We start from the raw sequence: 26,550 nt of genomic DNA, 5'->3' as shown, positions 1-26,550 counted from the left end.
GGGTTTCTGCTGTCCTGCGGGTGCTGCGCCGTGGTGGCCGCTCGCGCGGTTCCCCGCGCCAGTGAGGGGGCGCGCTGTGCGTGCCCCTGTTTTTGCGTCGCGGTGGTGCCGTGCCGGTCGTCGCCGGTTTCTGCTGTCCTGCGGGTGCTGCGCCGTGGTGGCCGCTCGCGCGGTTCCCCGCGCCAGTGAGGGGGCGCGCTGTGCGTGCCCCTGTTTTTGCGCCGCGGTGGTGCCGTGCCGGCTGTTGCCGGCATCTGCTGTCCTGCGGGTGCTGCGCCGTCGTGGCCGCTCGCGCGGTTCCCCGCGCCCCTTGCGGGGCGCGTTGCTGCTTGCGTTCTCTTTTCCGCCGCGGTGGTGATCGGCCACGACGGTCTTGTTCGGCGGTGCCGTGCTAGGCGGCTCGACGTTGGTCAGGGTCTGCTCGGTTGATGGATCCTGTGGTGCCGAGGTCCGTCAGGATGGCGGCTGTTGCTCGGTGGGCCGAATGGAGGGCTCCCTGGACTGTGCTGGTGTCGCGGTGGTCGCCGCAGACGTAGAGGCCGGCGAGGAGGCGGACGGGGCGGCGGAGGTCGTGCGGGGGGCGCATGGCGGGGATGGCCTCGGGGGTGTGGTGGACGGCGAGGGTCTCCCAGCGGCGCGTGGACGTGCCGTAGAGACGGGAGAGGTGCATGCGGACCGCCGTGTCGATGTCCGCGGGGGGCTTGCCGAGGACGGTCGAGGAGATCAGGGCGCGGCCCTGGGGGGCCCGGCTCGGGTCGATGTTGCTCACGACGGAGGTGTGGGAGACGGGGCCGCCGCGGTCGGCGTCCAGCAGGAGGGACGTTCCGGTCGTGAGCGTCGCCGGTTCGTCCGTGGTGTGGTGGACCACCGTCACCCGGTGGAAGTCCGGGACGCGCAGGCCCGGGAGCAGTTCGGCGGCGGCTCGGGCATCGGTCGCCAGGAGGACCGCCCGGCAGCGTATCTCGCCGTGTTCGGCCGTCCTCACCGAGGTGGTGGAGACCGAGGTCACTCGTACCCCCGTGTGGACCGTGCCGGGCGGGAGGGCGCGGGCCAGGAGGTCGGGGAGGACCTCGGCGCCGCCCTCCGGCAGGCACAGCCGCCCGCTCGCGAAGGAGCGCAGCGCGAGGTCCGCGCACCGGCTGGACGTCGTCAGCCCGGGGTCGCAGAGGAGGGCCGCGAGCAGCGGCCGCAGGAAGCCGTCGATCGTGCGGGCGGGTACCCCGCGCTCCGCGAGGGCATGGGCGGCGGGGAGCTCGGGGCGGGCGAGGATGCGCTCGACGGGCATGGTGGCGATGCGGCCGAGCGCCGCGACCAGACGGGCCTGGTCGACGGCGCCGCCCATCGGCGCGGTCGAGCGCGGCGGCGCCACCGGCGAGCCGCCCCTGGGGGCGCTTGCCAGGGCGCGCACCGCATACAGTGCGCCCCTCGCGCTCCCGCCGCCCGCCGGAGCGCCGGCCCGGTGCCTGCGCCCGTCGCGATGCAGCAGCACGCCGGGCGCGTACCGGCGCAGCACCAGGGCGTCCAGTCCCGGGGCGAGGCGCAGCTCCGGATAGGACGTGGACAGGAGCTGCCCGATCCGGTCGAGCCGGAAGCCGTCCACCTTCTCGGTCGACATGCGTCCGCCGACGTAAGGGGCGGCCTCCAGGACCGCGGTCGTTACTCCTGCGCTGTTCAGCCGATGAGCCGCGGAGAGTCCGGCGATACCGGCTCCCACGATGACGACGTCCGCCTGGTACGCGGGCTCATGCACGAGGCCCCTCCTCGATTGCGCGTCCGGTGGAGACGTGATGCCCCCAACAAGCTCCGGGGATACCCGAGTTCGGGTCGAGGTTAGGGCCGTGATCGGTCAAGGGCAGTCGCGCATGAACAGGGCACGGTCGCACGCCGGTCGCATACGGTCACAGGGGTCGTCAGGCCGCCCGGATCGCGTCCTCGATGCCCGGGAACGCGAAGGTGAACCCCGACTCCAGGAGCCGCTTCGGCACCACCCGTTGGCTGCCGAGCACGTCCCCGGCCATCTCGCCGAGCGCCGCGCGCAGCACCGGGGAGGGCACCGGGAAGCGGGCCGGGCGGCGCAGCACCCGGGCCATCGCCGCCGTGATCTCACCGTTCGTCAGGGGGTGGGGCGCGGTGAGGTTGAACGGCCCCGACAGACCCTCAGTCTCCATCAGGAACCGGATCGCGGCCACCTCGTCGTGCAGCGCGATGAACGACCAGTACTGCCGGCCGTCGCCCAGCCGGCCGCCGAGCCCCGCCCTGAAGAGCGGGAACAGCCGGCCCCAGGCCCCGCCGCCGCGGGCCACCACCAGTCCCGTGCGCGTGAACACCGTCCGTACGCCCGCCTCCTGCGCCGGAGCCGCCGCCTCCTCCCACTCCACGCACAGCGACGGCAGGAACCCGGCCCCGGGCGGCGCGTCCTCGTCCACGACCCGGTCGCCGGTGTCGCCGTAGAAGCCCATCGCGCTGCCGCTCACGAACACCCGCGGCGGGTCCGGCATCGCCGCCACGGCCTCCGCGAGCGCCGCCGTGCCGAGCACCCGGCTGTCCCGGATCTCCCGTTTGTAGGCGGCCGTCCAGCGCCGGTCGCCGATCCCGGCCCCGGCAAGGTTCACCACCGCGTCGCAGCCGGCCAGCCCGGCGGTGTCCACGTACTGCCCCTCGGGGTCCCAGCAGACCTCCCCGGCGCCCTTGGCGGCGCGCCGCACCAGGCGCACCACCTCGTGCCCGTCCGCCCGGAGGGACCGCACCAGGGCGCTGCCGATGAGGCCGGACGCGCCGGCCACCGCGATACGAGAACGTTCCATGGGTCCCAGCATGCCGGGAAGGACGGAGGAAAACCCGTGGGGCCCCGGTGCCGGCCGACTTAGGGTGACCGCATGCCGGAACCGTACATACGCACCGCCCTGCCCGACGACGACGAGGAGCTCTCCGCCCTCGACCGCGCCACCTGGTCGTACCTGCACGCCGTGCTGCCCGAGCCGCAGCCGCCGTACGGCCCCTTCTTCAGCGAGCGCCACGCCCCCGAGGACACCCTGGTGGCCGAGCTCGACCGGCGCATCGTCGGCTACATCCGGCTCGCCCTCGGCCACACCATCGCCTCCAACGCGCACGTCCGGCAGATCCAGGGCCTCGCGGTCGCCGAGGAGGCCCGCGGCCGGGGTGTGGCGCGGGCGCTGCTGCGGGCGGCGATGGAGGAGGCCCGCCGCCGCGGCGCCCGCCGGATCCGGCTCGGCGTCCTCGGGCACAACGCCCCGGCCCGCCGGCTCTACGAGTCGGAGGGCTTCGCCGTCGAGGGCGTCCTGCCCGGGGAGTTCTTCCTGGACGGCGAGTACGTCGACGACGTGATCATGGGCCGGATGCTGTGACGGTCAGGACGTGACGGTCGGGACATGAGCAGGGCGTGATCAGGACGTGATCAGTTCGCCCGTGTCCACCGGCGAGGTGGCGTGCGCGCCGCGCGCGGCGTCCGTGGCCACCTCGTCGGCGGTCAGCACGTACCCCGTCTCGGTGTCGGACGTGGAGCGGGCGAACACCACGCCGAACACCTTGCCGCCGGTGGTCAGCAGCGGGCCGCCCGAGTTGCCGGGGCGGACCGTGGAACGGATCGAGTAGATCTCCCGGGTCACCGTGGCGTCGCTGTAGATGTTCTGGCCGGTGGCCTGCACCTTGTTCGCCACGGTGGCCGCCTGCAGGTTCAGGTTGCCGTCCTGCGGATAGCCGGCCACCACCGCGGAGTTCCCGCGCGCCGCGCTCGTGTCGAACTTCACCACCGGAGCCCGCAGGTGCGGCACGTACAGCACCGCCACGTCCCGGTCCGGGTCGAAGAGGACGACCTCCGCGTCGTACGACGGACCGACCCCGCCGATCCGCACGCTCGGGTTGTCGATGCCGGCCACCACGTGCGCGTTGGTCATCACGTGCTCCGGCGCGAACACGAACCCGCTGCCCTCGCGGCCCTGGGTGCCGGAGGAACCCTCGATCTTGACCGTGCTGCGCTTGGCCGCGTTCGTCGCCGCCGCCGTGACGTTGTCCCCGGAGGGCTTGGCGACCTGGGCCGTCGACTCGTTCTCGAACGGGTTGAAGACCTGCGGGAAACCCGCCTCGGTCAGCGCCGAGGTGGCCCGCGAGAACCAGGCGGGCGTGGTGTCCGGCATGGTGTCCTGCACGGCGCCGAGCAGCTTCGAGTCCCGGATCGCCGTCGTCACCGCGGGCGACGAGGACGCGCCGAGGACGCTCGCCGCCACCCAGGCCACGATCAGCACCGCCACCGAGTTGGCGACCGCGCCGCCTATCCCGTCGGCCACCCTGAGCGGCCCCTGGTCCAGCTCGCGGCGCAGCCGCAGCGCCAGCCGCCCCGCGAGCTCGTGCCCCACCACCGCCGGCACCAGCACCGTCAGCACCGCGACCACCGTCGCCGTCGCCGTCCCGCGCGTGACCAGCTCCATCACCCACGGCAGCACCCACACGCCGATCACCGCGCCGCCCACGAACCCGGCCAGGGACACACAGCCGGCCACCAGCCCGCGCCGGTAACCGGACGCCGCGTAGACGAGGACCACCAGTACGAGCACCAGGTCGAGCAGGTCCACGGAGCCGCCTTTCTCTCGGTGCCCTTAATACGGTCGGGACAGGTCCAGTGATCAGTTCACGCGCCCGGGGCCCCGGGAACCGGCCACGCGGACGTGTACCCCCTGAAACGCCCCGGACCGGGACGATGGTTCCACCAGGTGGCACAGCACACATCGCGGGCGCAGTCGATCACCCCGAGAGTGATTGCCATGCGTGTCTTCCCAAGAGCGGGGCGGCGCACCCGGATCACCGCCCTGACGCTGCTCGGCTGCCTGCCCGGCCTCGTCGCCGCCCTCGCCCTGGCGCTGTGCGCCCAGGGCGCCGACCGGCCCGTCGTGATCCACCTGGCCGCGCCCGCGCCCGCCAGCCCCGCCGTCCGCTACCGGGCGCCCCGGCCGTACATCGTGCCGCGCTCGGCCTGGCTGGACGACTCCGTCCGCCGCACCCAGCCGCCGCCGCGCTACGACGACCAGGTCGTCGCCGTCTTCGTGCACCACACCGACTCGCCCAACGACTACACCTGCGCGCAGACCCCCGAGATCATCCGCCGCCTGTACACCGGCCAGACCGGCGACCGCGCCTGGGACGACATCGGCTACAACTTCCTCGTCGACCGGTGCGGCACCATCTACGAGGGCCGCGCGGGCGGCGCGGACCGGGCCGTCACCGGCGCGCACACCCAGGGCTTCAACCACCGCACCGCCGGCATCGCCGCCCTCGGCACCTTCACCGCCGGGGTACCCGTGCCACGCGCCATGACCGACGCGATCGCCGCCGTCGCCGCCTGGAAACTCGGGCTCGCCGACGTCGACCCGCGCGGCACCGCCCGGCTGGTCTCCAGCAACGGCCTCAGCCGGTACCGGGAGGGCACCACCGTCGCCCTGCCCGCCGTCGCCGGCCACCAGGACGGTTACCGGACCAACTGCCCCGGCGCCGCCCTCACCGCCCGCCTGCCGGAGATCAGGGAGGCGGCGGCCCGGCTGCAGGGCAGGGGGGCGCGAGCGGGGACTCCGCTGCACACCCTCATGGAAACGCCTCCGCCGACCGCCCTCGGACCACCCGCGAAAGCGCCCACAGGAACGCCATAGGCGGCACGCAGGCCGTTCAGATCCCCGCGTCCTACCGTCAGGGACATCAGAAGCCGACTGGAGGCGGGGATCATGAACAGCAGTCGTACCGAAGCCCGTGCCGAAGACCGTACGCAGGCCGGGGAGAAGACCGCGGAGAGGGCCGGGCGGACCCGGTCGTCCAGGGGACCCTGGGCCGTGGTGTGCGCGGTCGCGACGGTCGTCCTCGGCCCGGCCGCGGTCACCGCGTCCGCCCTCGACCAGGCCAACGCGGCGCCGATGCACCACGCGGTCAAGGCCGAGCAGACCCAGGCCTACATCCCGTCCGACGCGACCCGCCGCCGTACCGCGGCCTGAGCCCTATCCCTTGAAGCGGTCCCACAGCCTGGGGAACCGCTCGGCGAGCACCCGGCCGTTCTCGAAGTCGACCGGCGAGCCCTCGGGTTCGGAGGGCGCGGGGGCGATACCGAGGTCCGGTGCCACCGTCCCGGTGAGCTGCTCGTACGCCTCGTCGGCCGCGTATCCCAGCTCCTCGCCGTCGCCGTCGATCTCCTCGTCGAAGTCGGCCAGCAACTCCGCCAGCGCGTCCGGGTCGTGCAGGGCGCCCTCGAAGACCTCCCGGCCCTGGGCGATGAGCCAGCACCGGAAGAAGTCGAACGCGTCGTCGCTGGCCCCGTCGAGGAGCACCCAGGCGGCGCCCCACAGGTCCCAGCGGTAGGCCCGGTTGTAGCGGGCCTCGAAGTGCCGGGCGAAGTCCAGGACCAGGTCGGGCTCCAGCTGGAGCAGCCGCTCCACCAGCAGGTCCGCCTGCTCCTCGGGGTCGCCCTCGGCGGCCTCGCGGGTGGTGTCGACCAGCTCCCAGAACTCCGTCTCGTCCATCACGGGTCCAGCATCGTGCCTGGGCGCCGGGGGCGCACGCGGAGTGGTGCGGATTGTTATCCACCGTCACTCCGGCGTGCGTCACCCCGTCAACCGCTCAGAGCGCGTACCGCTCCCGTGCTTCCTTCACCGCGGTCGCCTTGACCTCGCCGCGCCTGGCCAGCTGGGCCAGGGCCGCCACGACGACCGACTCGGCGTCGACACCGAAGTGGCGGCGGGCCGCGTCCCGGGTGTCGGAGAGCCCGAAGCCGTCGGCACCGAGGGAGGACCAGTCCTGCTCGACCCACTGCGCGATCTGGTCCGGGACCTGGCGCATGTAGTCGGAGACGGCCAGCACCGGACCCTCCGCGCCGTGCAGCACCTGGCGGACGTACGGCACCCGCTCCTCGCCGCGCAGCAGGGCCGCGTCCGCCTCCATGGCGTCCCGGCGGAGCTCCGTCCAGGAGGTGGCGGACCAGACGTCGGCGGCCACGCCCCACTCCTCGGCGAGCAGCCGCTGCGCCTTGAGCGCCCAGTGGATCGCCGTACCGGAGCCGAGCAGCTGGATGCGCGGGGCGTTCGCCGGCGCGGACAGCCCGGCGGACTCCGCCGTGTTGAAGCGGTACAGGCCCTTGACGATGCCCTCGTCGATGCCGAGCCCGGCCGGCTTGGCGGGCTGCGGGAGCGGCTCGTTGTAGACCGTCAGGTAGTAGAAGACGTTCGGGTCCTCGCCCGGAGCCGGCTCGCCGTACATGCGGCGCAGGCCGTCCTTGACGATCGTCGCGATCTCGTAGGCGAAGGCCGGGTCGTACGACAGCGCGGCCGGGTTGGTCGCGGCGATCACCGGGGAGTGGCCGTCGGCGTGCTGGAGGCCCTCGCCGGTCAGGGTGGTACGGCCGGCGGTCGCGCCGACGAGGAAGCCGCGGCCGAGCTGGTCGCCGAGCTGCCACATCTGGTCGGCGGTGCGCTGCCAGCCGAACATCGAGTAGAAGATGTAGAAGGGGATCATCGCCTCGCCGTGCGTCGCGTACGCGGTGGACGCGGCGATGAAGTCGGCCATCGAACCGGCCTCGGTGATCCCCTCGTTGAGGATCTGGCCGTTCTTGGCCTCCTTGTAGTACATCAGCTGGTCACGGTCGACCGGCTCGTACGTCTGCCCCTTGGGCGAGTAGATGCCGAGCGACGGGAACAGGCTCTCCATGCCGAAGGTGCGCGCCTCGTCGGGGACGATCGGCACCCAGCGCTTCCCGGTCTCCTTGTCGCGGACCAGGTCCTTGACGAGCCGGACGAAGGCCATGGTGGTGGCCACGTTCTGCGAGCCGGAGCCCTTGTCGAAGGAGGCGAACGCCTTGTCGGCGGGGGCCGGCAGGGGCGCCAGGGCGTGGGTGCGACGGGCCGGAGCGGGACCGCCGAGGGCCGCGCGGCGCTCCTGGAGGTAACGCACCTCGGGGGAGTCGGCGCCCGGGTGGCCGTAGGGCACGACCCCGTCCGCGAAGGCGCTGTCCGGGATCGGCAGCTCCAGCAGCTCCCGCATCGTCTTGAACTCGTCCACCGTCAGCTTCTTCATCTGGTGGTTGGCGTTCTTCGACGCGAAGCCCTCGCCGAGGGTGTGGCCCTTGACCGTCTGGGCCAGGATCACGGTCGGCGCGCCCTTGAACTCGACGGCGGCCCTGTACGCGGCGTACACCTTGCGCGCCTCGTGACCACCGCGGGAGAGGTGGAAGCACTCCAGGATCTTGTCGTCGCTCAGCAGCTTCGCCATCTCGGCGAGCGCGGGGTCCTTGCCGAAGAAGTCGGCGCGGATGTAGGCGGCGTCGCGGGTCTGGTACGTCTGCACCTGCGCGTCCGGTACCTCGCGGAGGCGGCGGACCAGGGCCCCGGTGGTGTCCAGCCGGAACAGCTCGTCCCAGGCCGTGCCCCAGAGGGTCTTGACGACGTTCCAGCCCGCGCCGCGGAACTGGGCCTCCAGCTCCTGCACGATCTTGAAGTTGGCGCGCACCGGGCCGTCGAGGCGCTGCAGGTTGCAGTTGATGACGAAGGTGAGGTTGTCGAGACCCTCACGGGAGGCGAGTGCGAGGGCGGCCGTCGACTCCGGCTCGTCCATCTCGCCGTCACCGAGGAAGGCCCAGACGTGCGAGGACGAGACGTCCTTGATGCCGCGGGCGGTCAGGTAGCGGTTGAAGCGGGCCTGGTAGATGGCCGAGAGCGGGCCGAGGCCCATGCTCACCGTCGGGAACTCCCACAGCCAGGGCAGGCGGCGGGGGTGCGGGTACGACGGGAGGCCGTTGCCGCCGGCCTCCTGGCGGAAGTTGTCGAGGTGCGCCTCGGTCAGGCGGCCGTCGAGGAAGGCGCGGGCGTAGATGCCGGGGGAGGCGTGGCCCTGGATGTAGAGCTGGTCACCGCTCCCGTCGCCCTCCTTGCCCTTGAAGAAGTGGTTGAAGCCGGTCTCGTAGAGCCAGGCGGCGGAGGCGAAGGTGGCGATGTGGCCGCCGACGCCGTGCTTGCTGCCCCGGGTGACCATCGCGGCCGCGTTCCAGCGGTTCCACGCGGTGATCCTCCGCTCCATCTCCTCGTCGCCGGGGACGGGCGCCTCGGCGGCGGTGGGGATGGTGTTGAGGTAGTCGGTCTCCAGCAGCTTCGGCAGCGCGACGCCGTCCGCCTCGGCACGCTCCAGCGTGCGGCGCATCAGGTATGCGGCGCGGTGCGGCCCGGCCTCCCTGGCCACGGCGTCCACGGAGGCCTGCCACTCGGCAGTCTCCTCCGGGTCCCGGTCATGGAGCTGGTCGAGCGCGCTCGGCTGGATGGCCTGGGGGTCGGTCATGTCGCCGCCTTCCTTGGTCGAAGGGGGTTCCCTCGTCGGTAAGGGGTTCTTCGGGGGGTGCCCTTGGTCTTTGGCAGGACAGGGCGAAGGGCCCGGGTGCGAGCCCGTCGGTGACTCTAACTCCCTGATCGATGATCGATCAAAGGGTTCAAGGGCAAAACCTCTCGATTCCGAGAAAGTCGGCACGGGGTGCCTTCGGCGATGGCACCGGGTGACGTGATCAGGCCGGCGTTTACGCAGGTGGGGCGGTGTTTGAGCGGGGGAGTGCTCTTGTGTGGGAGGGGCTTGCCACCCTGCCTTTTCCGCCGCGGCGGCGATCAGCCGGGACGGCGGTTCTCGGCGGTGCCGAGTCGGCGTTGCGGGTGCTCGCCGTCGGTTCGGTGCTGCGTCGTCGTGGCTGGTCGCGCAGTTCCCCGCGCCCCTGGAGGGGCGTTGTTCGGCTCGCTCCTCCTTTTCCGCCGCGGCGGCGGTCAGCCGGGACGGCGGTTCTCGGCGGTGCCGAGTCGGCGCGGGTGCTCGCCGTCGGTTCGGTGCTGCGTCGTCGTGGCTGGTCGCGCAGTTCCCCGCGCCCCTGGAGGGGCGTTGTTCGGCTCGCTGCTCCTTTTCCGAGGCGACGGCGGTCAGCCGGGACGGGCGGCCTCGGTCGCGCAGTTCCCCGCGCCCCTGGCGGGCGCTGTCCTGCTCGTCCGTTCACGGCCTCGGGGCGCAGCCCAGGACGTGGGACTTCACGATGTCGGCGATGCGGGGGTCGCGGCGCTGGAAGGCGGCGACCAGTTCCTCGTGTTCCTCGGCGTACGACTGCTGGACCGTGCCCAGCCAGCGGATCGACAGGGCCGTGAAGACCTCGATGCCCAGGCCCTCCCAGGTGTGCAGCAGCACCGAGTTGCCGGCCGCCCGGACCAGCTCGCGGTGGAAGCCGACCGTGTGCCGCACCTGGGCCGTACCGTCGGCGTTCCGGTCGGCTTCGTACAGGGCCGCCACGTGCGGTTCGAGCGCCGAGCAGTCCTCCGCCAGCTTCTCCGCCGCCAGCTCCGCCGCGATCGCCTCCAAGCCGGCCCGCACCGGGTAGCTCTCCTCCAGGTCGGCCGCCGTCAGGTTCCGCACCCGCACGCCCTTGTTCGGCGCCGACTCGATGAGCCGGAGCGACTCCAGCTCGCGCAGCGCCTCCCTGACCGGCGTCTGGCTGACCTCCAGCTCCGTCGCGATCCGCCGCTCCACGATCCGCTCGCCCGGCTTCCAGCGCCCGCTGACGATCCCCTCCACGATGTGCTCGCGGATCTGTTCGCGCAGCGAGTGGACGACGGGCGCGGTCATGGGAGCTCCTTAAGGGCGTTTGACGTTTAGACAATAAGGCCGGACCGTCTTTCGGGAGAGGCGCACGGGGGCGCTTTCGCGCAGGTGAGACGAGACTTACACGCTGCCTGGTGAGACGACGGTGCCCCGCCCGGAAGAAATCCGGACGGGGCACCGTGGAACCCGCTGGGGATCAGAGACCGAGCTCGACCTCGAACTCGCCCGCCTCCAGGATCGCCTTGACGGCCGTCAGGTAACGGGCCGCGTCGGCGCCGTCCACCAGGCGGTGGTCGTAGGACAGGGTCAGGTACGTCATGTCGCGGACGCCGATGACCGTGCCCTCCTCCGTCTCGATGACCGCCGGACGCTTGACCGTGGCACCGATGCCGAGGATCGCGACCTGGTTCGGCGGCACGATGATCGTGTCGAACAGTGCGCCGCGCGAGCCGGTGTTGGAGATGGTGAAGGTCGCGCCGGACAGCTCGTCCGGGGTGATCTTGTTGGCGCGGACCTTGCCGGCCAGGTCGGCCGTGGCCTTGGCGATACCGGCGATGTTGAGGTCGCCGGCGTGCTTGATGACCGGGGTCATCAGGCCCTTCTCCGAGTCCACCGCGATACCGACGCTCTCGGTGTCGAAGTAGGTGATCGTGCCCTCTTCCACGTTGATCCGGGCGTTGACGGCCGGGTGGGCCTTCAGCGCCTGGGCCGCCGCCTTCACGAAGAACGGCATCGGGGAGAGCTTGACGCCCTCGCGGGCCGCGAACGAGTCCTTGGCCTGGGCGCGCAGGCGCATCAGGCGGGTCACGTCGACCTCGACGACCGAGGACAGCTGCGCCTGCTCGTGCAGCGCCTTGACCATGTTGTCGCCGATGACCTTGCGGATGCGGGGCATCTTGACGGTCTGGCCACGGAGCGGGGAGACCTCCAGCGCCGGGGCCTTCTTGGCAGCGGCGGCGGCCGGAGCGGCGGCGGCCGGAGCCGGGGCAGCGGCGGCGGCCTTCGCGGCCTCGGCGGCGGCGAGCACGTCCTGCTTGCGGATCCGGCCGCCGACGCCGGTGCCCTTGACGGCGCCCAGGTCGACACCGTTCTCGGCGGCGAGCTTGCGGACCAGCGGGGTGACGTAGGCACCCTCGTCGACCGGAGCGGCCGGGGCCGGCGCCGGGGTGACGGGGGCAGGGGCAGCGGCCACCGGAGCGGGGGCCGGAGCCGGGGCGGTCGGAGCCGGCGCGGCGGCGACCGGAGCCGGTGCCGGAGCGGCCGGGGCGGGCGCGGGGGCCGGAGCCGGGGCCGCGGGCGCCGGGGCAGCGGCGGCGGGCGCCGGAGCCGGGGCGGCCGGGGCGGGGGCGGCCGCCGGAGCGGCACCCGGGGCGCCGATGACAGCGAGCTTGGCGCCGACCTCGGCGGTCTCGTCCTCGCCGACCGTGATCTCCAGCAGCACACCGGAGACGGGCGCCGGGATCTCGGTGTCGACCTTGTCGGTCGAGACCTCGAGCAGCGGCTCGTCGGCCTCGACGGAGTCGCCGACCGACTTCAGCCAGCGGGTGACGGTGCCCTCGGTGACGGACTCACCGAGCGCGGGCAGGACCACGTCCGTACCGGACGCGCCGCCGGCCGGAGCGGCGGGGGCGGCGGCAGCGGGGGCCGGGGCGGGGGCGGCGGGGGCCTCGGCGACCGGCGCGGGGGCCGGGGCGGCGACAGGCTCGGCGGCCGGGGCCGGAGCGGCAGCGGGCGCGCCGGTGCCGTCGTCGATGATCGCCAGCTCGGCGCCCACCTCGACCGTCTCGTCCTCGGCGACCTTGATCGAGGCCAGGATGCCCGAGGCGGGGGCCGGGATCTCGGTGTCGACCTTGTCGGTCGAGACTTCGAGCAGTGGCTCGTCGGCCTCGACGCGCTCGCCCTCGGCCTTCAGCCAGCGGGTGACAGTGCCCTCGGTGACGCTCTCGCCGAGCGCCGGAAGGGTTACGGAAACCGCCATGGTTTCGGTTGCTCCTTACGAATTGCGGAAGTCTGAGTCGTCGCTTGCGTCGACCGAGGGTCAGTCGTGCGAGTGGAGGGGCTTGCCGGCCAGGGCCAGGTGGGCCTCGCCGAGCGCCTCGTTCTGCGTCGGGTGGGCGTGGATGAGCTGGGCGACCTCGGCGGGCAGGGCCTCCCAGTTGTAGATCAGCTGGGCCTCGCCGACCTGTTCGCCCATGCGGTCGCCGACCATGTGGACGCCGACCACGGCACCGTCCTTCACCTGGACGAGCTTGATCTCGCCGGAGGTGTTGAGGATCTTGCTCTTGCCGTTGCCCGCCAGGTTGTACTTCAGAGCGACGACCTTGTCCGCACCGTAGATCTCCTTGGCCTTGGCCTCGGTGATGCCCACGGAGGCGACCTCGGGGTGGCAGTACGTCACCCGCGGCACGCCGTCGTAGTCGATCGGGACGGCCTTCAGACCGGCCAGGCGCTCCGCCACCAGGATGCCCTCGGCGAAGCCGACGTGCGCGAGCTGGAGCGTCGGGACCAGGTCGCCGACGGCGGAGATGGTCGGGACGTTCGTCCGCATGTACTCGTCGACCAGGACGTAGCCGCGGTCCATGGCGACACCCTGCTCCTCGTAGCCGAGACCGGCGGAGACGGGGCCGCGGCCGACGGCGACGAGCAGGACCTCGGCCTCGAACTCCTTGCCGTCGGCGAGGGTGACCTTGACACCGTCGGCGGTGTACTCGGCCTTCGAGAAGAAGGTGCCCAGGTTGAACTTGATGCCGCGCTTGCGGAAGGCGCGCTCAAGAAGCTTGGAGGAGTTCTCGTCCTCGACCGGGACGAGGTGCTTGAGGCCCTCGACGACGGTGACGTCGGCACCGAAGGACTTCCACGCGGAGGCGAACTCGACGCCGATGACACCGCCGCCCAGGATGATCGCGGACTTCGGCACGCGGTCCAGGACGAGGGCGTGGTCGGAGGAGATGATCCGGTTGCCGTCGATCTCCAGGCCCGGCAGCGACTTCGGCACGGAGCCGGTCGCGAGGAGCACGTGGCGGCCCTGGATGCGCTGGCCGTTCACGTCCACCGAGGTGGGGGAGGACAGCCGCCCCGTGCCCTCGATGTACGTCACCTTGCGCGAGGCGATCAGACCCTGCAGGCCCTTGTACAGGCCGGAGATGACACCGTCCTTGTACTTGTGGACGGCGGGGACGTCGATGCCCTCGAAGGTGGCCTTGACGCCGAACTGCTCGCTCTCGCGGGCCTGGTCGGCGATCTCGCCCGCGTGCAGCAGGGCCTTGGTGGGGATGCAACCCCGGTGCAGGCAGGTACCGCCGACCTTGTCCTTCTCGATCAGGGCGACGTCCAGGCCCAGCTGCGCCCCGCGCAGGGCCGCGGCGTAACCGCCACTACCACCGCCGAGGATCACTAGGTCGAAAACGGTGCTGGCGTCGTTCGCCACGTCACGTCCTCCATGCATGTGCGCCGTACGCCGGTCAACGGTGACCGCGCGGCGGCTGGTGTCCGGCCGCTCTTCTTCGGCCCTGTGGGTGGGGCCCTGTCCTGCCGAGCCCCATCTTCGCACTTGTCGGAGGTGAACGAGACGCGGGGCTGGGGTGTGAGACACCACACGCAGCGCCCCGAAAGGGGTGCGGGGAACTGCACGAGAACCCCCCGCGGCCCGCGGTCGCCCGCCGACGGACCTGACCGGGTCAACGGGCGACGGGGCCTCGCGCTACCCGCATGCGAGGCCCCGTCCACAAAACCCGACGTCAGCCCAGGTCGCCCTCGGCCGTCAGCTCCGCCAGCCGCACCAGCGTCCGCACCGCGGACCCCGTGCCCCCCTTCGGCGTGTAGCCGAAGGCGCCGCCCTCGTTGAAGGCCGGTCCCGCGATGTCCAGGTGCGCCCAGGTGATCCCCTCGCCCACGAACTCGCGCAGGAAGAGCCCGGCGACCAGTCCGCCGCCCATCCGCTCGCCCATGTTCGCGATGTCCGCGGTGGGGGAGTCCATCCCCTTGCGCAGGTGCTCGGGCAGCGGCATCGGCCACGCCGGCTCGCCCACCTCCTCCGCGGCCTCGTGCACCGCGGAGCGGAACGCGTCGTCGTTCCCCATGACCGCGAAGGTCCGGCTGCCCAGCGCCATCATCATCGCGCCGGTCAGCGTCGCCACGTCCACGATCGCGTCCGGCTGCTCCGCCGACGCCGCCCACAGCGCGTCGGCGAGCACCAGCCGGCCCTCGGCGTCCGTGTTGAGCACCTCGACGGTCTTGCCGCTGTACATGCGCAGCACGTCACCGGGGCGCACGGCGGTGCCGGACGGCATGTTCTCGGCCAGCGCCAGCCACCCGGTCACGTTGACCGGCAGGCCGAGCCGCGCCGCCACCACGACGGCCGCGAACACCGCCGCCGCGCCGCTCATGTCGCACTTCATCGTCTCGTTGTGGCCGGCCGGCTTGAGCGAGATGCCGCCCGAGTCGTAGGTGATGCCCTTGCCGACGAACGCGAGGTGCTTGTCCGCGTCGGCGTGCGTGTACGACAGCTTCACCAGCCGCGGGGTGGCCGCCGAGCCGCCGCCGACGCCGAGGATGCCGCCGTACCCGTCCTTGGCGAGCGCCTTGTCGTCCAGCACCTGGATCTTGAGGCCGTGCTCCTTGGCCGCGCCCTGCGCGATCGCCGCGAACGCGGCGGGCGTGAGGTCGTTCGGCGGGGTGTTGACCAGGTCACGGGCCCGGTTGAGCTCCTCGGAGACGGCCGTGGCGCGGGCCAGGGCCGCCTTGTGGGCGGCGTCCCGCGGCTTGCCGCCGAGCAGCACGCCGTCGGCGAGCGGCGACCGGTCGTTCTTCGCCTTCAGGCTCCTGCCGGTGCCGGCCCCGTTGCCCTTGTACGTGTCGAAGGAGTAAGCGCCGAGCAGCACGCCCTCGGCGATCGCGCCCACGGCGGCCGCGTCCTCGACGGGCAGCGCGAAGGCCGCCTTCTTGGCCCCGGCCAGCGCGCGGGCGGCGACACCCGCCGCCCGGCGCAGCGCCTCGGCCTCGAAGTCCGCGTCCGGGCCGGGCTCGGTGCCCAGGCCCACCGCGATGACCAGCGGGGCCTTGAAGCCGGCCGGGGCGGGCAGCTTCGTCAGTTCGCCCTCGGCACCCGAGGCTCCGAGGGTCTCCAGGACGGCTGCCAGCTTGCCGTCGTAGGCCGTGTCCACGGCTTCGGCGCCCGGGGCGACGACCGGGCCCTTGGCGCCCTTGGCGACACCGATCACGATCGCGTCGGCCCGGAGGCCGGGCGCCGCTGAGGTGCTGAGAGTGAGAGCAGTCACGGTGGTGGAATCTCGCTTCCGATGTTGAGTTGCAGTGGCCGAGAGGGTGGGTCGACCGGGCCCGGGAAGCGACCCCGGGGAGTGCCCTCGGGTCGCGTTGTGACCGGGGCCTTCACCCCGCGTCGGCGAACACCCGGGACGAGCCTACGCGTGTGTATGCGTTCGCTCATTCCTGCGGGTGTTCACCTGAGGGTGGCGTCGTAGCCACTTTCCCCCGCACCGGGCCTCGGTGTCCGGGCCGTCCCCGGGGTGGGAGATCATCCGGGGGAACGCCGCCGCCCACCCTGGAGCCCGCCCGGTGAAACTCCGCATCGCCCCGCTGCTCGCCCTCCCGGCCCTGCTCGCCGGCTGCACCCAGGCCCCGGACGCGGGCGACGCCGGGCGCTGGCAACCGAGGCCGGGCATCAGCTGGCAGTGGCAGCTGAGCGGCCGGGTCGACACCACCGTCGACGCGGCCGTCTACGACATCGACGGCTTCGACCAGTCCGCGGCGACGGTCGCCACGCTGCACGGCAAGGGCCGCAAGGCCATCTGCTACCTCTCCACCGGTGCCTACGAGGACTGGCGCCCCGACGCGAAGAAGTTCCCCGCGTCGGTGCTCGGCCGCGGTAACGGCTGGGAGGGCGAGCGCTGGCTGGACATCCGCCGTACCGAGGTGCTGAAGCCGTTGATGGCGGCCCGCTTCGACATGTGCAGGGAGAAGGGCTTCGACGCGGTGGAGCCCGACAACATGGACGGCTACAAGAACCGCACCGGCTTCCCCCTCACGGCGGCCGACCAGCTCCGCTACAACAGGCTCGTCGCCGGGCTCGCCCACGACCGGGGCATGGCGGTGGGCCTCAAGAACGACCTGGACCAGATACCGCAGCTGGTGGGCGACTTCGACTTCGCGGTGAACGAGCAGTGCGCGCAGTACGGCGAGTGCGACGACCTGAAGCCGTTCGTCGAGGCGGACAAGGCGGTCTTCCACGTGGAGTACGAACTGCCGACGAACAGGTTCTGCGCACAGTCACGCAAGCTGAGGCTGAGCTCGCTGGAGAAGAAGTACGAGCTGGGGGTGTGGCGAAAGACCTGCTGAGACGCCTCAGCCCCCGAACGAGAACACCACCAGCGCCGCGGTCGCCGCCGTCTCGGCAAGCGCCCCGAACACGTCGCCGGTCACCCCGCCGAACCGCCGCCGGCAGTGCCGCAGCAGCCCGTCCGTCGCGGCCTCCGCCACCACCACCGCGAGCAGCGCCCGCAGGCTGTCGCCCGGTCCGACCAGCGCCCCGGCGCCGGCCGCGAGCAGCATCACCGCGAACGTCACCACGGTCGCCCCCGCCTTGGGCACCACCCCGGCCACCGCCGCCCCCAGCCCCTCCGGACGGGCGGCCGGCACCCCCTCCACCGCGGCCAGCGTCAGCGCCAGCCGGGCCGCCGTCGCCGCGACGACCGTCGCCAGGACACCGTGCTGCCACCCGTCGCCGTACGCCTGGGCCAGCGCGGCCACCTGCCCCAGCAGGACGAAGACCAGGGTGACGACCCCGAACGGCCCGATGTCCGACTGCTTCATGATCCGCAGGGCGTCCTCGGCGGGCTTGCCGCTGCCCAGGCCGTCGGCGGTGTCGGCGAGGCCGTCCAGGTGCAGCGCCCGGGTGAGCACGGCCGGTACGGCGACGGCGGCCACCGCGGCCACCAGCGCGCTCGCCCCGGCCGCCAGCAGCAGCGCGCCGACCGCCCCCGCGCAGGCGCCGACCGCGAGGCCGGCGAGCGGGGCGGACAGCATGCCGCCGCGGGCCGCCCCGCGGTCCCAGCGGGTGACCTTCACGGGGAAGACGGTGAGCGTGCCGAAGGCGAAGCGGACGCCGTCCAGCCAGGGAGTCGCAGAGGTCACAGCCACCGGCGCAGGTTACCCGGTGGTCAGGGAGCCGCGGCCGGGCCGGACTCCGGGCTCGGCTCCCCGCCAGGGATAAAGTGCGCACATGGGACATTGGCTGGAGCGGAACATCGTCGAGCCGGGCAAACTCCCGCTGCTGCTCGCCCTGACCGCCTTCGTCCTGACCTTCGTGATCACCCGGGTCGTCACCCGGCTGATCCGCGCCGGAAAGGGCCCGTTCGGCAACGTTCGGGCGGGCGGGCTGCACATCCACCACGTGGTCCCCGGCGTCGTCCTCGTCGTCATCGGCGGCTTCGGCGCGGTCGCCGCCTCCCGCAACGGCCTCGGCGCGGCCCTCGCCGCGATCGTCTTCGGGATCGGCGCGGGGCTCGTCCTCGACGAGTTCGCGCTCATCCTGCACCTCGGCGACGTCTACTGGACCGAGGAGGGCCGCAAGAGCGTCGAGGCCGTCGTCATCACGGCCGCACTGGTGGGGCTGCTGCTCGCCGGCTTCTCGCCGTTCGGCGTCAACGACCTCTCGCCGGACGAACTCCAGGGCCGGGGGACCTTCATCGCGAACGTCGTGGCCAACTTCGCCTTCTCCCTCGTCGTCCTGAGCAAGGGCAAGACGCGCACCGCGATCTTCGGGGTGATCGTCCCCCTGGTCGCGATCGTCGGCGCGGTCCGGCTCGCCCGCCCCGGCTCGGTCTGGGCCCGCCGCTTCTACGGCAACCGGCCGCGCGCCCGCGCCAGGGCCCGGCTGCGCACCTACCACCACGATCGCCGCTGGTCCCGGCTCACCCTGACCCTTCAGGACTGGATCGGCGGCAAACCCGACCGCCCCGAGCCGCTGCGACTGCCCGGCCACGGCCACGGTCCCGGTCCCGGACCCGGCCCTGACCCCGGCCGCCGGTGACGCCACCGGTGCCGAAGCCGCCGCCCCACGGGCGCGGCCGCGCACAGCGCCGCCGTGCCCGCGATGGCCGCGAGGTGCTCCTTCCCGGCCAGGTTGTCCTTCAGTGCCACCTCGACCGCCATCGCGGCCGCCACCGCGCCGGTGGTGACGTAGGCGCCGTACCGCCAGCCCAGATAGACCGCGAGCCCGACGACGGCGGCCGACGGGCCGGTGTCCACCACCCGGGCGTCCGAGGCCGGCAGCCCCAGTTGCCCGTGCGGCCCCAGCGCGATGCCCATCCGCGCGTACAGCGTGCCGGCCAGGGTCGCCACGTAGGCGACGGCCAGGGTCCGCCACCAGCCCAGGCACACCTCGGCGATGCCGAAGACCACCAGGATCTGGGCCAGCGCGCCCCACACCGGCAGGTCCAGGGCCGGCACGAACAGCGACAGGGGAGTACGCGACAGGGAGGCCCAGAACGGGTCCGCCGCGCGCACCGCCCCGACGTCCTGCACGATGCCGAAGCCCCACGGCTGGTTCTGCGTGAACTGGAGCAGCGCGGTCAGGCACACCGCCCCCGCCGTCATCGGCACCGCCCGCAGCCGGCGCTTCGCCAGCGGGCCGCGCACGGTGGCGTACAGCAGCCCCCACTCGGCGCGGGCCCAGCGGGCGAGCGGCGTCATCCGGTGGTCCTCATCCCTGCGTTTCCCTCTGCGTGTCCAGGTGCTTGCGATGCACCCACTTCGGCAGCCCCGGCGCCTCCAGGAACCCTTCGGCGCGCGCCGAGGCCAGGCCGATGCGCGGCAGGTCCGCGCTCTTCTCGAAGAGCAGGAACCGCGGTTCCCAGATGGGCCGGTACTTGGCGTTCGCCCGGTACAGGGACTCGATCTGCCACCACCGGGAGAAGAAGCTCAGCAAGGACCTCCACAGCCGCAGCACCGGCCCGGCGCCGAGCCGCGCACCACGTTCGAAGACCGAACGGAACATCGCGAAGTTGAGCGAGACCTGCGTGATCCCGATCTCGCCGGCCCGCCGGAGCAGTTCGATGACCATGAACTCCATCAGCCCGTTGTCGGAGTCCCGGTCCCGCCGCATGAGATCGAGGGACAGGCCGCCCGGCCCCCACGGCACGAAGGAGAGCAGGGCCCGCAGCTCACCCGCCCCGTCCGTGCACTCCAGCATCACGCACCGCCCGTCCCGGCCGTCCCCGAGCCGCCCCAGCGCCATGCTGAACCCGCGCTCGGTGGCCCCGTCCCGCCAGTCGTCCGCACGCCTGACCAGGTACGACATCTCGTCCGCCGGGATGTCCTCGTGGCGGCGGATCCGCACCTGGTACCCGGCCCGGCCGACCCGGTTGTACGCCTGCCGGACGGTCCGCATCGCCCGCCCCTCCAGCGTGAACTCGGCGACCTCGACGATCGCCTCGTCACCGAGCTCCAGCGCGTCGAGGCCGTGCCGTGCGTACACGGTCCCGGCCTCCTCGCCCGCCCCCATCACCGCCGGGATCCACCCGTGCGCCCGCGCCTCGCCGAGCCACGGCACGATGGCCCCCGGCCACGCCTCCGGATCGCCGATCGGATCCCCCGAGGCGAGCGACACCCCGCCCACCACCCGGTACGCGACCGCCGCCTTCCCGGTCGGCGACCACACCACACTCTTCTCGCGCCGCAGCGCGAAGTACCCGAGCGAGTCCCGCTCGCCGTGCCGCTCGAGCAGGGCCCGCAGCTGCTTCTCGTCGTCCTCGGTGATCGGGTCGACGGCGCGGCGGGAGCGGAAGGCGGCGTAGAGGACGGCGAGCACGAGGAGGGTGCTGAGCACGTTGATGACGACGTTCACCCAGTTGGGCGGCGCGATGTACGGGAACCGGGAGGGGTCTGCGGCGACCGACACCAGGCGCAGGGTGCCGTAGTGCCAGCGCTCCAGGAACGTCGAACGCGCGGCGTGCGGTGCCTGGTCGGTGGCGGTCACGAGCAGCGCGGCGAGCAGTGAGGCGACGAGACCGCCGCCGACGGCGACGGTGGCGGCGAGGCGCGGGTTGGACCGGTCGCCCTTCGCGTAGAACTCCCGCCGCCCGACCAGCAGCGCCACGACGAAGGCGGCGGTCAGCACGATCGAGATCCAGTTCTGCGCGTACCGCCGGATCTCCGGGAACGCCATGGCGAACGCGAACAGTGCGAGGAACAGGCCGCTCAGCACCAGGTTGAGAATCCACGCGGCCCGCTTCCGGCGGCGCATCGTGATCGCGAGGAACGCGGTGAACACGCCGGAGGCGAAGCCGGCCGTCAGCAGGTACGGAGTGAAGTAGTTCTCCTGGTTGTGCCGCCGCACGTCCTGACCCAGCGACAGCCAGACCGCACTGAGGAAATTGACGAAGGTGACGGCCCGCAAGTACCAGACGGCGAAGGCAGCGGCCCGCCGGGAAACCCCCGCACCCCGCCGCCCCGACCCGCGTCCCTCACACCGCTCCGCGGCAATTCGGACATCTCCCATGGAGAGCGATCATATGGGCGCTCCCACCCCAAACCCCGCCGCACGCACACACGGACCGCGGGCCCCCGCCGCTGCCGGCCGCACGCCTGCCGGTCTCCGCTGCCGCCCGCAACGGCGATCGGCCGGGACGGCACATCCCTGCGGTGCCGTCCGCGCGGTGCCGTCCCGGCCGTGACCCGTGGCTGCCGCTACTCCTCCGGCTTCTCCTCGGCTTCCGGCTTCTCCTCGGCCTCCGGCTTCTCCGGGAGTTCCGCCGCCAGTGCGGCCGCGGCCTGGACCAGGGGCAGGGCCAGCAGGGCGCCCGCGCCCTCGCCGACCTTCACGCCCTGTTCCAGGAGGGGCTCCAGAGCCATCCGGTCCAGGGCCTTGGCCTGTCCGGGCTCCCCGCTGTCGTGGCCGGCCAGCCACCAGTCCGGCGCCCGGAACGCGATCCGCTGCGCGACCAGCGCACACGCGGCCGCCACCACTCCGTCGAGCACCACCGGCAGCTTCCGCGCCGCCGACTGCAACAGGAACCCGGTCATCGCCGCGAGATCGGCCCCGCCGACCGTCGCCAGCAACTGCAACTGGTCCCCGAGCACCGGCCGCGCCCGCCGCAACGCGTCCCGGATCGCCGCGCACTTCCGCATCCACGCGAGGTCGTCGATGGCGAGCCCGCCGCGCCCGGTCACCACGGACGCGTCCGTCCCGCACAGCGCCGCGACCAGGGTGGAGGCCGCCGTGGTGCCGCCGACGCTGACGTCGCCGAGAACCACCAGATCGGTCCCCGAGTCGGCCTCCTCGTCGGCCAGCGCGACCCCCGCCCGGAAGGCCGCCTCGGCCTCCTCCAGGGTCAGCGCGTCCTCGATGTCGATACGGCCGCTGCCCCGCCGCACCCGGTGCCGTACGACCTCCTCGGGCAGCGCGTCCGGGTCGCAGTCCAGCGCCATGTCCACGATCCGGACCGGCACCCCGAGCCGCCGGGCCAGTACCGCCACCGGACTTGCCCCCTCCAGGACCGCCCGCACCAGCAGCTCCGCGGTGCCCGCCGGCCGGGCGGAGACGCCGAGTTCGGCGACACCGTGGTCACCGGCGAAGAGCAGCACCCGCGGCCGTTCCACCGGCCGTACCGGTACCGAACCCTGCGCGGCGGCCAGCCACTCGCCCAGGTCGTCGAGGCGGCCCAGCGACCCGGGCGGCACGGTCAGCCGCTCCCGGCGCGCCTCGGCGTCACGGCGCACACCGCCGTCGGGGCGCTCGATCAGATCGGTGAAGTCGTCGAGATTAAGCGAGCTCATTCGCCGAACAGTACCGGCACCCGACGAACGGTTAGGTGCCAGATCGCCGGCCCACCCGCACGGCGCCTTGGCAGGCAAGATCGGTATCCCATACGTTCCGGTTTGCAGTGGATTGCGTTCAGGGAGTACTGGGAGCACAGGGAGCCGCCCATGCCGCCGCGCACGCCCGAACTCGCCGCGGGCCCCGACCGGTTCCACGAGCCGCGCCGCGAGGACTGCCCCTGGTGCGGCTCCAGGCGCCTGCGCACCCGCCTGCGCGCGCCCGACCTGCTGCACCACCGGCCCGGCACCTTCACCGTCGACGAGTGCCGGGACTGCGCCCACACCTTCCAGAACCCCCGGCTGTCCCCGGCCGGCCTCGCCCTCTACCACCGGGACTTCTACGACGGCCGCCTGGAGGACTACACCGACCGCCTCCACGCCACCCGCGCCGGCCGCCGTCGGCACCGCGCCGCCGCCCGCGTGCTGCTGGCGCTTTCGGAGCCGGAGAGCTGGCTGGACGTCGGCACGGGCCACGCCCACTTCCCGCGCGCGGCGCAGGAACTCTTCGCGTACACGTCGTTCGACGGCCTCGACCCGACCCTGCGCGTGGGGCGCGCCCAGGTCGAGGGCCACATCGAGGAGGCCCACTGCGGCTACCTGGCCACGCCGGAGGTGCTGGCCCGGCTGCGCGGCCGCTACGACGTCGTCAGCATGTTCCACCACCTCCAGCACACCCCCGACCCGCGAGCCGAACTCCGCGCCGCCCTCACCGCGCTGCGTCCCGGCGGCCACGTCCTCATCGACGTCCCGAACCCGCGCAGCGCGTTCGCCCGCCTCCTCGGCAAGTGGTGGATCCCCTACGGCCAGCCCCGCCACCTGCACCTGATGCCGCCGGCCAACCTGCGGGCGGAGCTGGAGTCGCAGGGCTGCGAGATCCTCGGAACCGACCGGAGGTCGCCCCATCTGCCGTGCGACATCTCGGCGGCGCTCGGCCTGGTGCTCGGCCGGCTGCTGCCGAAGCGGTGGCTGCGGGCGGCGGCACCGCTGGTCGCCGCCGCGAGCATCGCCGACCACGCCCTGGCCCCGCTGCTCCGCCGGACGCCGTTCTCCAACGCGTACCGGATCGTCGCGAGAAAGGGGCGGTGACGGCCGGTCGTGCAACTGCGGGCCGGTGGGGGCTTGTCGCGCAGTTCCCCGCGCCCCTTACGGGGCACGCCCCGGTTACGGGCAGTCGCACCGCCGCGGGCCGCTGGGGGGGTGCTCGCGCAGTTCCCCGCGCCCCTGAAAGAACAAAGACTCAGCTGCGGGCAGGCGTGCCGCAGGGCGGCACGGGTGGGCGCAGCGGCACCCGGCAAGCGCCGGTAAGCGACCCCACCCCCCGCCCCCACTCACCTCAGCACCACCGCCTGCCCCGCCACCACCAGCACCACCTGCTCGCACTCGCCCGCGAACGCCGCGTTCAGGCGCCCCAGTTCATCCCGGTAGCGGCGCCCGGACGCCGTGGCCGGCACGATCCCCGACCCCACCTCGTTCGACACGGCCACCACCGTCCGCCGCGTCCCCCGCACCGCCTCCGTCAGCTCCCGCACCCGCTCCCGCAGGACCTTCTCCCCGCCCGACGCCCACTCCGTGTCGTCCCACGCCCCGGCGGCGTCCATCGCGTCCGTCAGCCACAGCGACAGGCAGTCGATCAGCAGCGCCGGCCCGTCCTGCGCCAGCAACGGCACGAGGTCGCACGTCTCCGTCGTACGCCAGGACCCCGGCCGCCGCTCCTGGTGCGTGGCCACCCGCGCCGCCCACTCGGTGTCCCCGCCGCGCGTACCGCCGGTGGCGACGTACAGCACGTCGGGGAAGGACTCCAGCCGCCGCTCGGCCTCCACGGACTTCCCCGACCGGGCGCCGCCCAGCACCAGCGTGCGGCGCGGTACGTCGGGCACGTCCTCGTACACCCCCACCGTCAGCGTCGTCCCGTCCGGCACCGCGCGCGCCCCGGCCGCGGCCAGGCGGCGGCGCAACTCCGGTCCTGGCGGCACGTCGTGGCCGAGATGGACGGCGACGACGTCCGTGGCGGGCCCGGCCGCGCCGACCGCCCGGAGGCGCGCCAGCGCGTCCGGGCGCCCCACGACGTCGAGGAGCACCAGGTCGTACGCCTCCGCACTCCCGTTCTCCAGCCCGGCCTGCGCCCCGCCCGGCGGCAGGTACAGCAGCCGCTGTCCGTCGGGGCCGGTCACCGCGTACCCGGTGCCGCCCGCGTCCATCGCCACCGCCCGCACCCGATGCCCCGTCAGCAGCGCGAGCTCCCGCCCGTCCGGCACCCGCCCCGGCTGCGGCAGCCCGGCCGGCACCTCGACGGCGGGCCCGTCGTGCGGATGCGACAGCAGCACCTGCCGTACCCCGCCGAGGGACAGCCCGGCACGGGCCGCCGCGAACGCCGCCCCCGGCGTCAGATCGAGCAGCAGCGTCCCGTCGACGAGCACCGCGGTCGCGGCCCGCGCATCCTCCCCGACGGCACCCGCACAGGCCGCACAGGGACAACCGGACTGAGGCAGCCCCGCGGGGGCACCGGTACCGAGCAAAGTCACTTCCACGCACTGATTTTCACCCGTCCCAACGGTTCCTGCTTGAGCGGCGTCCAGCGGGGCGTGCCCCGAAGGGGCGCGGGGAACCGCGCGAGCAGCCCCCACCGGCCCGGTACCTGCCCCACAACCAGCGGAGTTTTCGTCGGCGCCCTTATACGATGCACCAGTTGGATCAAAGGAGGCCTACATGGCGGCATGGACATGGCGGTTCGAGAAGGCCGACGGGACGGAGGTCCAGCCCGCGGTGGAGCCCGAGGAGTTCACCACCCAGGGCGACGCCGAGTCGTGGATCGGCGAACAGTGGAAGGCCCTGCTGGCCGGCGGCGCCGACCAGGTGCGGCTCTACGAGGACGCCACCGAGATCTACGGGCCGATGAGTCTGCACGCGGACGAGTCCTGAGACGTGCCGGTCCGGGGCGGCCCGCACCGGCCGCCCCGCCGGTCACCGGTTCACTGGGCGCCCAGCGTCACGTCCACCGTCCTGCGGATGCCGTCCCGGCTGTAGGTCACCGTCGTCTTCTGCCCCGGCCGGTCCGCGGCGAGCGACTCGGCCAGTGAGGTGATGGTGGTGATGTCGTCGCCACCCAGTCCGGTGATGATGTCCCCGGGCCGGATGCCCGCCTTGTCGGCCGCGTCGCCGTGCTTCACGGTCACCACGGCCACCCCGGCCGGCCGGTAGTTCACGTCGACCACCGTGCGCCCGCTGATGCCCAGCGCGGCCCGCCCCGAGTCGGTGACCTTGCCCTGCTTGATGATCTGGTCGGCGACCGTCTTCACCATCGACCCCGGGATGGCGAACCCGATCCCGGGCGCCGCACTGCCGCCGAGGTCGGGGTCGCTCGCGGCGAGCGTCGGGATGCCGATGACCTGGCTGCTCAGGTCGACCAGGGCACCGCCGCTGTTGCCGGGGTTGATGGCAGCCGAGGTCTGCACCATGTTGGGGATGGTGGCGCCCGTACCATCGCCCGCCGTGTTCTCGCTGACGGTCCGTCCGGTCGCCGACACGATGCCCTCGGTCACGCTGGACGACAGCCCGAGCGGCGATCCCATGGCCAGTGTGATCTGCCCGACCGTGACCTTCTCGGTGTCCCCGAAGACGGCCGCCTTCAGACCCTCCGGGATCTTGTCGAGCCGGATCACCGCCAGGTCCTGCTCGGGGTAGGAGTACACCAGCGTCGCGGTCAGCGGTTCCTCGGTGCTGGCCGTCGTCACCTTGAACTTCTTCTCGTTCCCCACGACGTGCGCGTTGGTGACGATGTGTCCGTTGCCGTCGTAGACCACGCCCGACCCCAGGTCGCTGCTGGCCTGGATCTGCACGACCGACGGCAGGACGTCCTTGATCACCTTCTGGTACCGGTCCTGCAGCTCCGTCGCCGCCAGCGGGACGGCCGCCGCCTGCGCGGCCCGGGCGGCCGAGGCGTCCTCGGCCGCGCCGCCGTCGAAAGCGGAACATCCGGAGGCCAGGGCGAGGCAGCAGGAACCGAGCACGGCGGCCGAACGCAGGGTCCGGCGGGCGGGGGAAGCGTCCATGCCCCGAGTCTCGTCGCAGCGGTGACGCCCCGGCTCGCGCTGCTGGCCCGAACGAGCGGCA

22 protein-coding genes are annotated in these 26,550 nt (G+C 73.0%); 7 read left to right on the top strand and 15 right to left on the bottom strand.

Annotated features, from left to right (window positions below):
* Positions 1-391 precede the first annotated feature (391 nt).
* Positions 392-1,750, bottom strand: a complete 1,359-nt coding sequence (locus ACIQVL_RS02315) for an FAD-dependent oxidoreductase (RefSeq protein ID WP_403474043.1) — start codon at positions 1,748-1,750, stop codon at positions 392-394.
* A 160-nt stretch (positions 1,751-1,910) separates the two neighbouring features.
* Entirely contained in the window at positions 1,911-2,804 is an 894-nt protein-coding gene (locus ACIQVL_RS02310) for a TIGR01777 family oxidoreductase (RefSeq protein WP_403474042.1), read from the bottom strand.
* Between the two features lie 72 nt (positions 2,805-2,876).
* Between ACIQVL_RS02310 and ACIQVL_RS02305 the strand changes: the two genes are divergently transcribed.
* Entirely contained in the window at positions 2,877-3,365 is a 489-nt protein-coding gene (locus ACIQVL_RS02305) for a GNAT family N-acetyltransferase (RefSeq protein WP_403431142.1), read from the top strand.
* A gap of 39 nt (positions 3,366-3,404) precedes the next feature.
* Here ACIQVL_RS02305 and ACIQVL_RS02300 read toward each other — a convergent pair whose 3' ends face one another.
* Positions 3,405-4,589: a MarP family serine protease gene (locus ACIQVL_RS02300; RefSeq protein ID WP_403431144.1), complete on the bottom strand. Its 1,185-nt coding sequence runs from the start codon at positions 4,587-4,589 to the stop codon at positions 3,405-3,407.
* A gap of 189 nt (positions 4,590-4,778) precedes the next feature.
* Between ACIQVL_RS02300 and ACIQVL_RS02295 the strand changes: the two genes are divergently transcribed.
* Together ACIQVL_RS02295 and ACIQVL_RS02290 are read left to right on the top strand one after the other, a co-directional pair.
* Positions 4,779-5,657, top strand: coding sequence for a peptidoglycan recognition protein (locus tag ACIQVL_RS02295; RefSeq protein ID WP_403431147.1), 879 nt, complete (start codon positions 4,779-4,781; stop codon positions 5,655-5,657).
* Between the two features lie 72 nt (positions 5,658-5,729).
* Complete coding sequence (locus tag ACIQVL_RS02290; protein WP_403431150.1) at positions 5,730-5,993, top strand: hypothetical protein; 264 nt, start codon at positions 5,730-5,732, stop codon at positions 5,991-5,993.
* Positions 5,994-5,996: 3 nt separating this feature from the next.
* Here ACIQVL_RS02290 and ACIQVL_RS02285 read toward each other — a convergent pair whose 3' ends face one another.
* The 6 genes from ACIQVL_RS02285 to ACIQVL_RS02260 all read right to left on the bottom strand — a co-directional run bounded on the left by ACIQVL_RS02285 (position 5,997) and on the right by ACIQVL_RS02260 (position 15,881).
* Complete coding sequence (locus ACIQVL_RS02285; RefSeq protein WP_403431438.1) at positions 5,997-6,515, bottom strand: DUF4240 domain-containing protein; 519 nt, start codon at positions 6,513-6,515, stop codon at positions 5,997-5,999.
* 97 nt (positions 6,516-6,612) lie between these two features.
* Positions 6,613-9,315, bottom strand: a complete 2,703-nt coding sequence (gene aceE / locus ACIQVL_RS02280) for a pyruvate dehydrogenase (acetyl-transferring), homodimeric type (RefSeq protein WP_403431153.1) — start codon at positions 9,313-9,315, stop codon at positions 6,613-6,615.
* 690 nt (positions 9,316-10,005) lie between these two features.
* Positions 10,006-10,629: a GntR family transcriptional regulator gene (locus ACIQVL_RS02275; RefSeq protein ID WP_403431156.1), complete on the bottom strand. Its 624-nt coding sequence runs from the start codon at positions 10,627-10,629 to the stop codon at positions 10,006-10,008.
* Between the two features lie 172 nt (positions 10,630-10,801).
* A complete protein-coding gene (sucB, locus tag ACIQVL_RS02270; protein WP_403474040.1) occupies positions 10,802-12,583 on the bottom strand; it encodes a 2-oxoglutarate dehydrogenase, E2 component, dihydrolipoamide succinyltransferase in 1,782 nt (593 codons plus the stop codon).
* Positions 12,584-12,643: 60 nt separating this feature from the next.
* On the bottom strand, positions 12,644-14,032 hold the full coding sequence (gene lpdA / locus ACIQVL_RS02265) for a dihydrolipoyl dehydrogenase (RefSeq protein WP_355726858.1): 1,389 nt from the start codon (positions 14,030-14,032) through the stop codon (positions 12,644-12,646).
* Between the two features lie 310 nt (positions 14,033-14,342).
* Positions 14,343-15,881 (bottom strand): leucyl aminopeptidase, encoded by a 1,539-nt coding sequence (locus tag ACIQVL_RS02260; protein WP_403431162.1) that lies wholly within the window; start codon positions 15,879-15,881, stop codon positions 14,343-14,345.
* A gap of 298 nt (positions 15,882-16,179) precedes the next feature.
* Here ACIQVL_RS02260 and ACIQVL_RS02255 point away from each other — a divergent pair, with 298 nt between their 5' ends.
* Positions 16,180-16,959 (top strand): endo alpha-1,4 polygalactosaminidase, encoded by a 780-nt coding sequence (locus tag ACIQVL_RS02255; protein WP_403474039.1) that lies wholly within the window; start codon positions 16,180-16,182, stop codon positions 16,957-16,959.
* A gap of 6 nt (positions 16,960-16,965) precedes the next feature.
* Here ACIQVL_RS02255 and ACIQVL_RS02250 read toward each other — a convergent pair whose 3' ends face one another.
* A complete protein-coding gene (locus tag ACIQVL_RS02250) occupies positions 16,966-17,760 on the bottom strand; it encodes an adenosylcobinamide-GDP ribazoletransferase (RefSeq protein ID WP_403431168.1) in 795 nt (264 codons plus the stop codon).
* An 82-nt stretch (positions 17,761-17,842) separates the two neighbouring features.
* Here ACIQVL_RS02250 and ACIQVL_RS02245 point away from each other — a divergent pair, with 82 nt between their 5' ends.
* Complete coding sequence (locus ACIQVL_RS02245) at positions 17,843-18,652, top strand: hypothetical protein (RefSeq protein ID WP_403474038.1); 810 nt, start codon at positions 17,843-17,845, stop codon at positions 18,650-18,652.
* On the opposite strand, the gene ACIQVL_RS02240 is transcribed toward ACIQVL_RS02245, so the two are convergent.
* The 3 genes from ACIQVL_RS02240 to cobT all read right to left on the bottom strand — a co-directional run bounded on the left by ACIQVL_RS02240 (position 18,547) and on the right by cobT (position 22,398).
* Positions 18,547-19,314 (bottom strand): hypothetical protein, encoded by a 768-nt coding sequence (locus ACIQVL_RS02240; protein WP_403474036.1) that lies wholly within the window; start codon positions 19,312-19,314, stop codon positions 18,547-18,549. The genes ACIQVL_RS02245 and ACIQVL_RS02240 overlap by 106 nt on opposite strands.
* Before the next feature lie 10 nt (positions 19,315-19,324).
* Positions 19,325-21,121, bottom strand: a complete 1,797-nt coding sequence (locus tag ACIQVL_RS02235; protein ID WP_403431176.1) for a phosphatidylglycerol lysyltransferase domain-containing protein — start codon at positions 21,119-21,121, stop codon at positions 19,325-19,327.
* Between the two features lie 188 nt (positions 21,122-21,309).
* The gene (cobT, locus tag ACIQVL_RS02230; RefSeq protein ID WP_403431179.1) at positions 21,310-22,398 is read right to left on the bottom strand and encodes a nicotinate-nucleotide--dimethylbenzimidazole phosphoribosyltransferase; all 1,089 of its coding nucleotides are present in this window, start codon (positions 22,396-22,398) and stop codon (positions 21,310-21,312) included.
* A 150-nt stretch (positions 22,399-22,548) separates the two neighbouring features.
* Between cobT and ACIQVL_RS02225 the strand changes: the two genes are divergently transcribed.
* Positions 22,549-23,526, top strand: coding sequence for a class I SAM-dependent methyltransferase (locus tag ACIQVL_RS02225; protein ID WP_403474035.1), 978 nt, complete (start codon positions 22,549-22,551; stop codon positions 23,524-23,526).
* Between the two features lie 242 nt (positions 23,527-23,768).
* On the opposite strand, the gene ACIQVL_RS02220 is transcribed toward ACIQVL_RS02225, so the two are convergent.
* Positions 23,769-24,968, bottom strand: coding sequence for a bifunctional adenosylcobinamide kinase/adenosylcobinamide-phosphate guanylyltransferase (locus ACIQVL_RS02220; RefSeq protein ID WP_403474034.1), 1,200 nt, complete (start codon positions 24,966-24,968; stop codon positions 23,769-23,771).
* A gap of 178 nt (positions 24,969-25,146) precedes the next feature.
* On the opposite strand from ACIQVL_RS02220, the gene ACIQVL_RS02215 reads away from it, so the two are divergent.
* Positions 25,147-25,359 carry a hypothetical protein gene (locus ACIQVL_RS02215; RefSeq protein ID WP_234542644.1) on the top strand — a complete coding sequence of 71 codons (213 nt, stop codon included), beginning with the start codon at positions 25,147-25,149 and terminating at the stop codon, positions 25,357-25,359.
* Positions 25,360-25,409: 50 nt separating this feature from the next.
* On the opposite strand, the gene ACIQVL_RS02210 is transcribed toward ACIQVL_RS02215, so the two are convergent.
* Positions 25,410-26,489: a S1C family serine protease gene (locus ACIQVL_RS02210; RefSeq protein WP_403474032.1), complete on the bottom strand. Its 1,080-nt coding sequence runs from the start codon at positions 26,487-26,489 to the stop codon at positions 25,410-25,412.
* Positions 26,490-26,550: the final 61 nt, after the last annotated feature.

It is taken from the genome of Streptomyces sp. NPDC090499 (assembly GCF_044769305.1).
In the GTDB taxonomy this organism is placed as follows: domain Bacteria; phylum Actinomycetota; class Actinomycetes; order Streptomycetales; family Streptomycetaceae; genus Streptomyces.
Note: the sequence above shows the minus strand (reverse complement) of the source record. Positions and strands in the feature narration are given on the sequence as shown.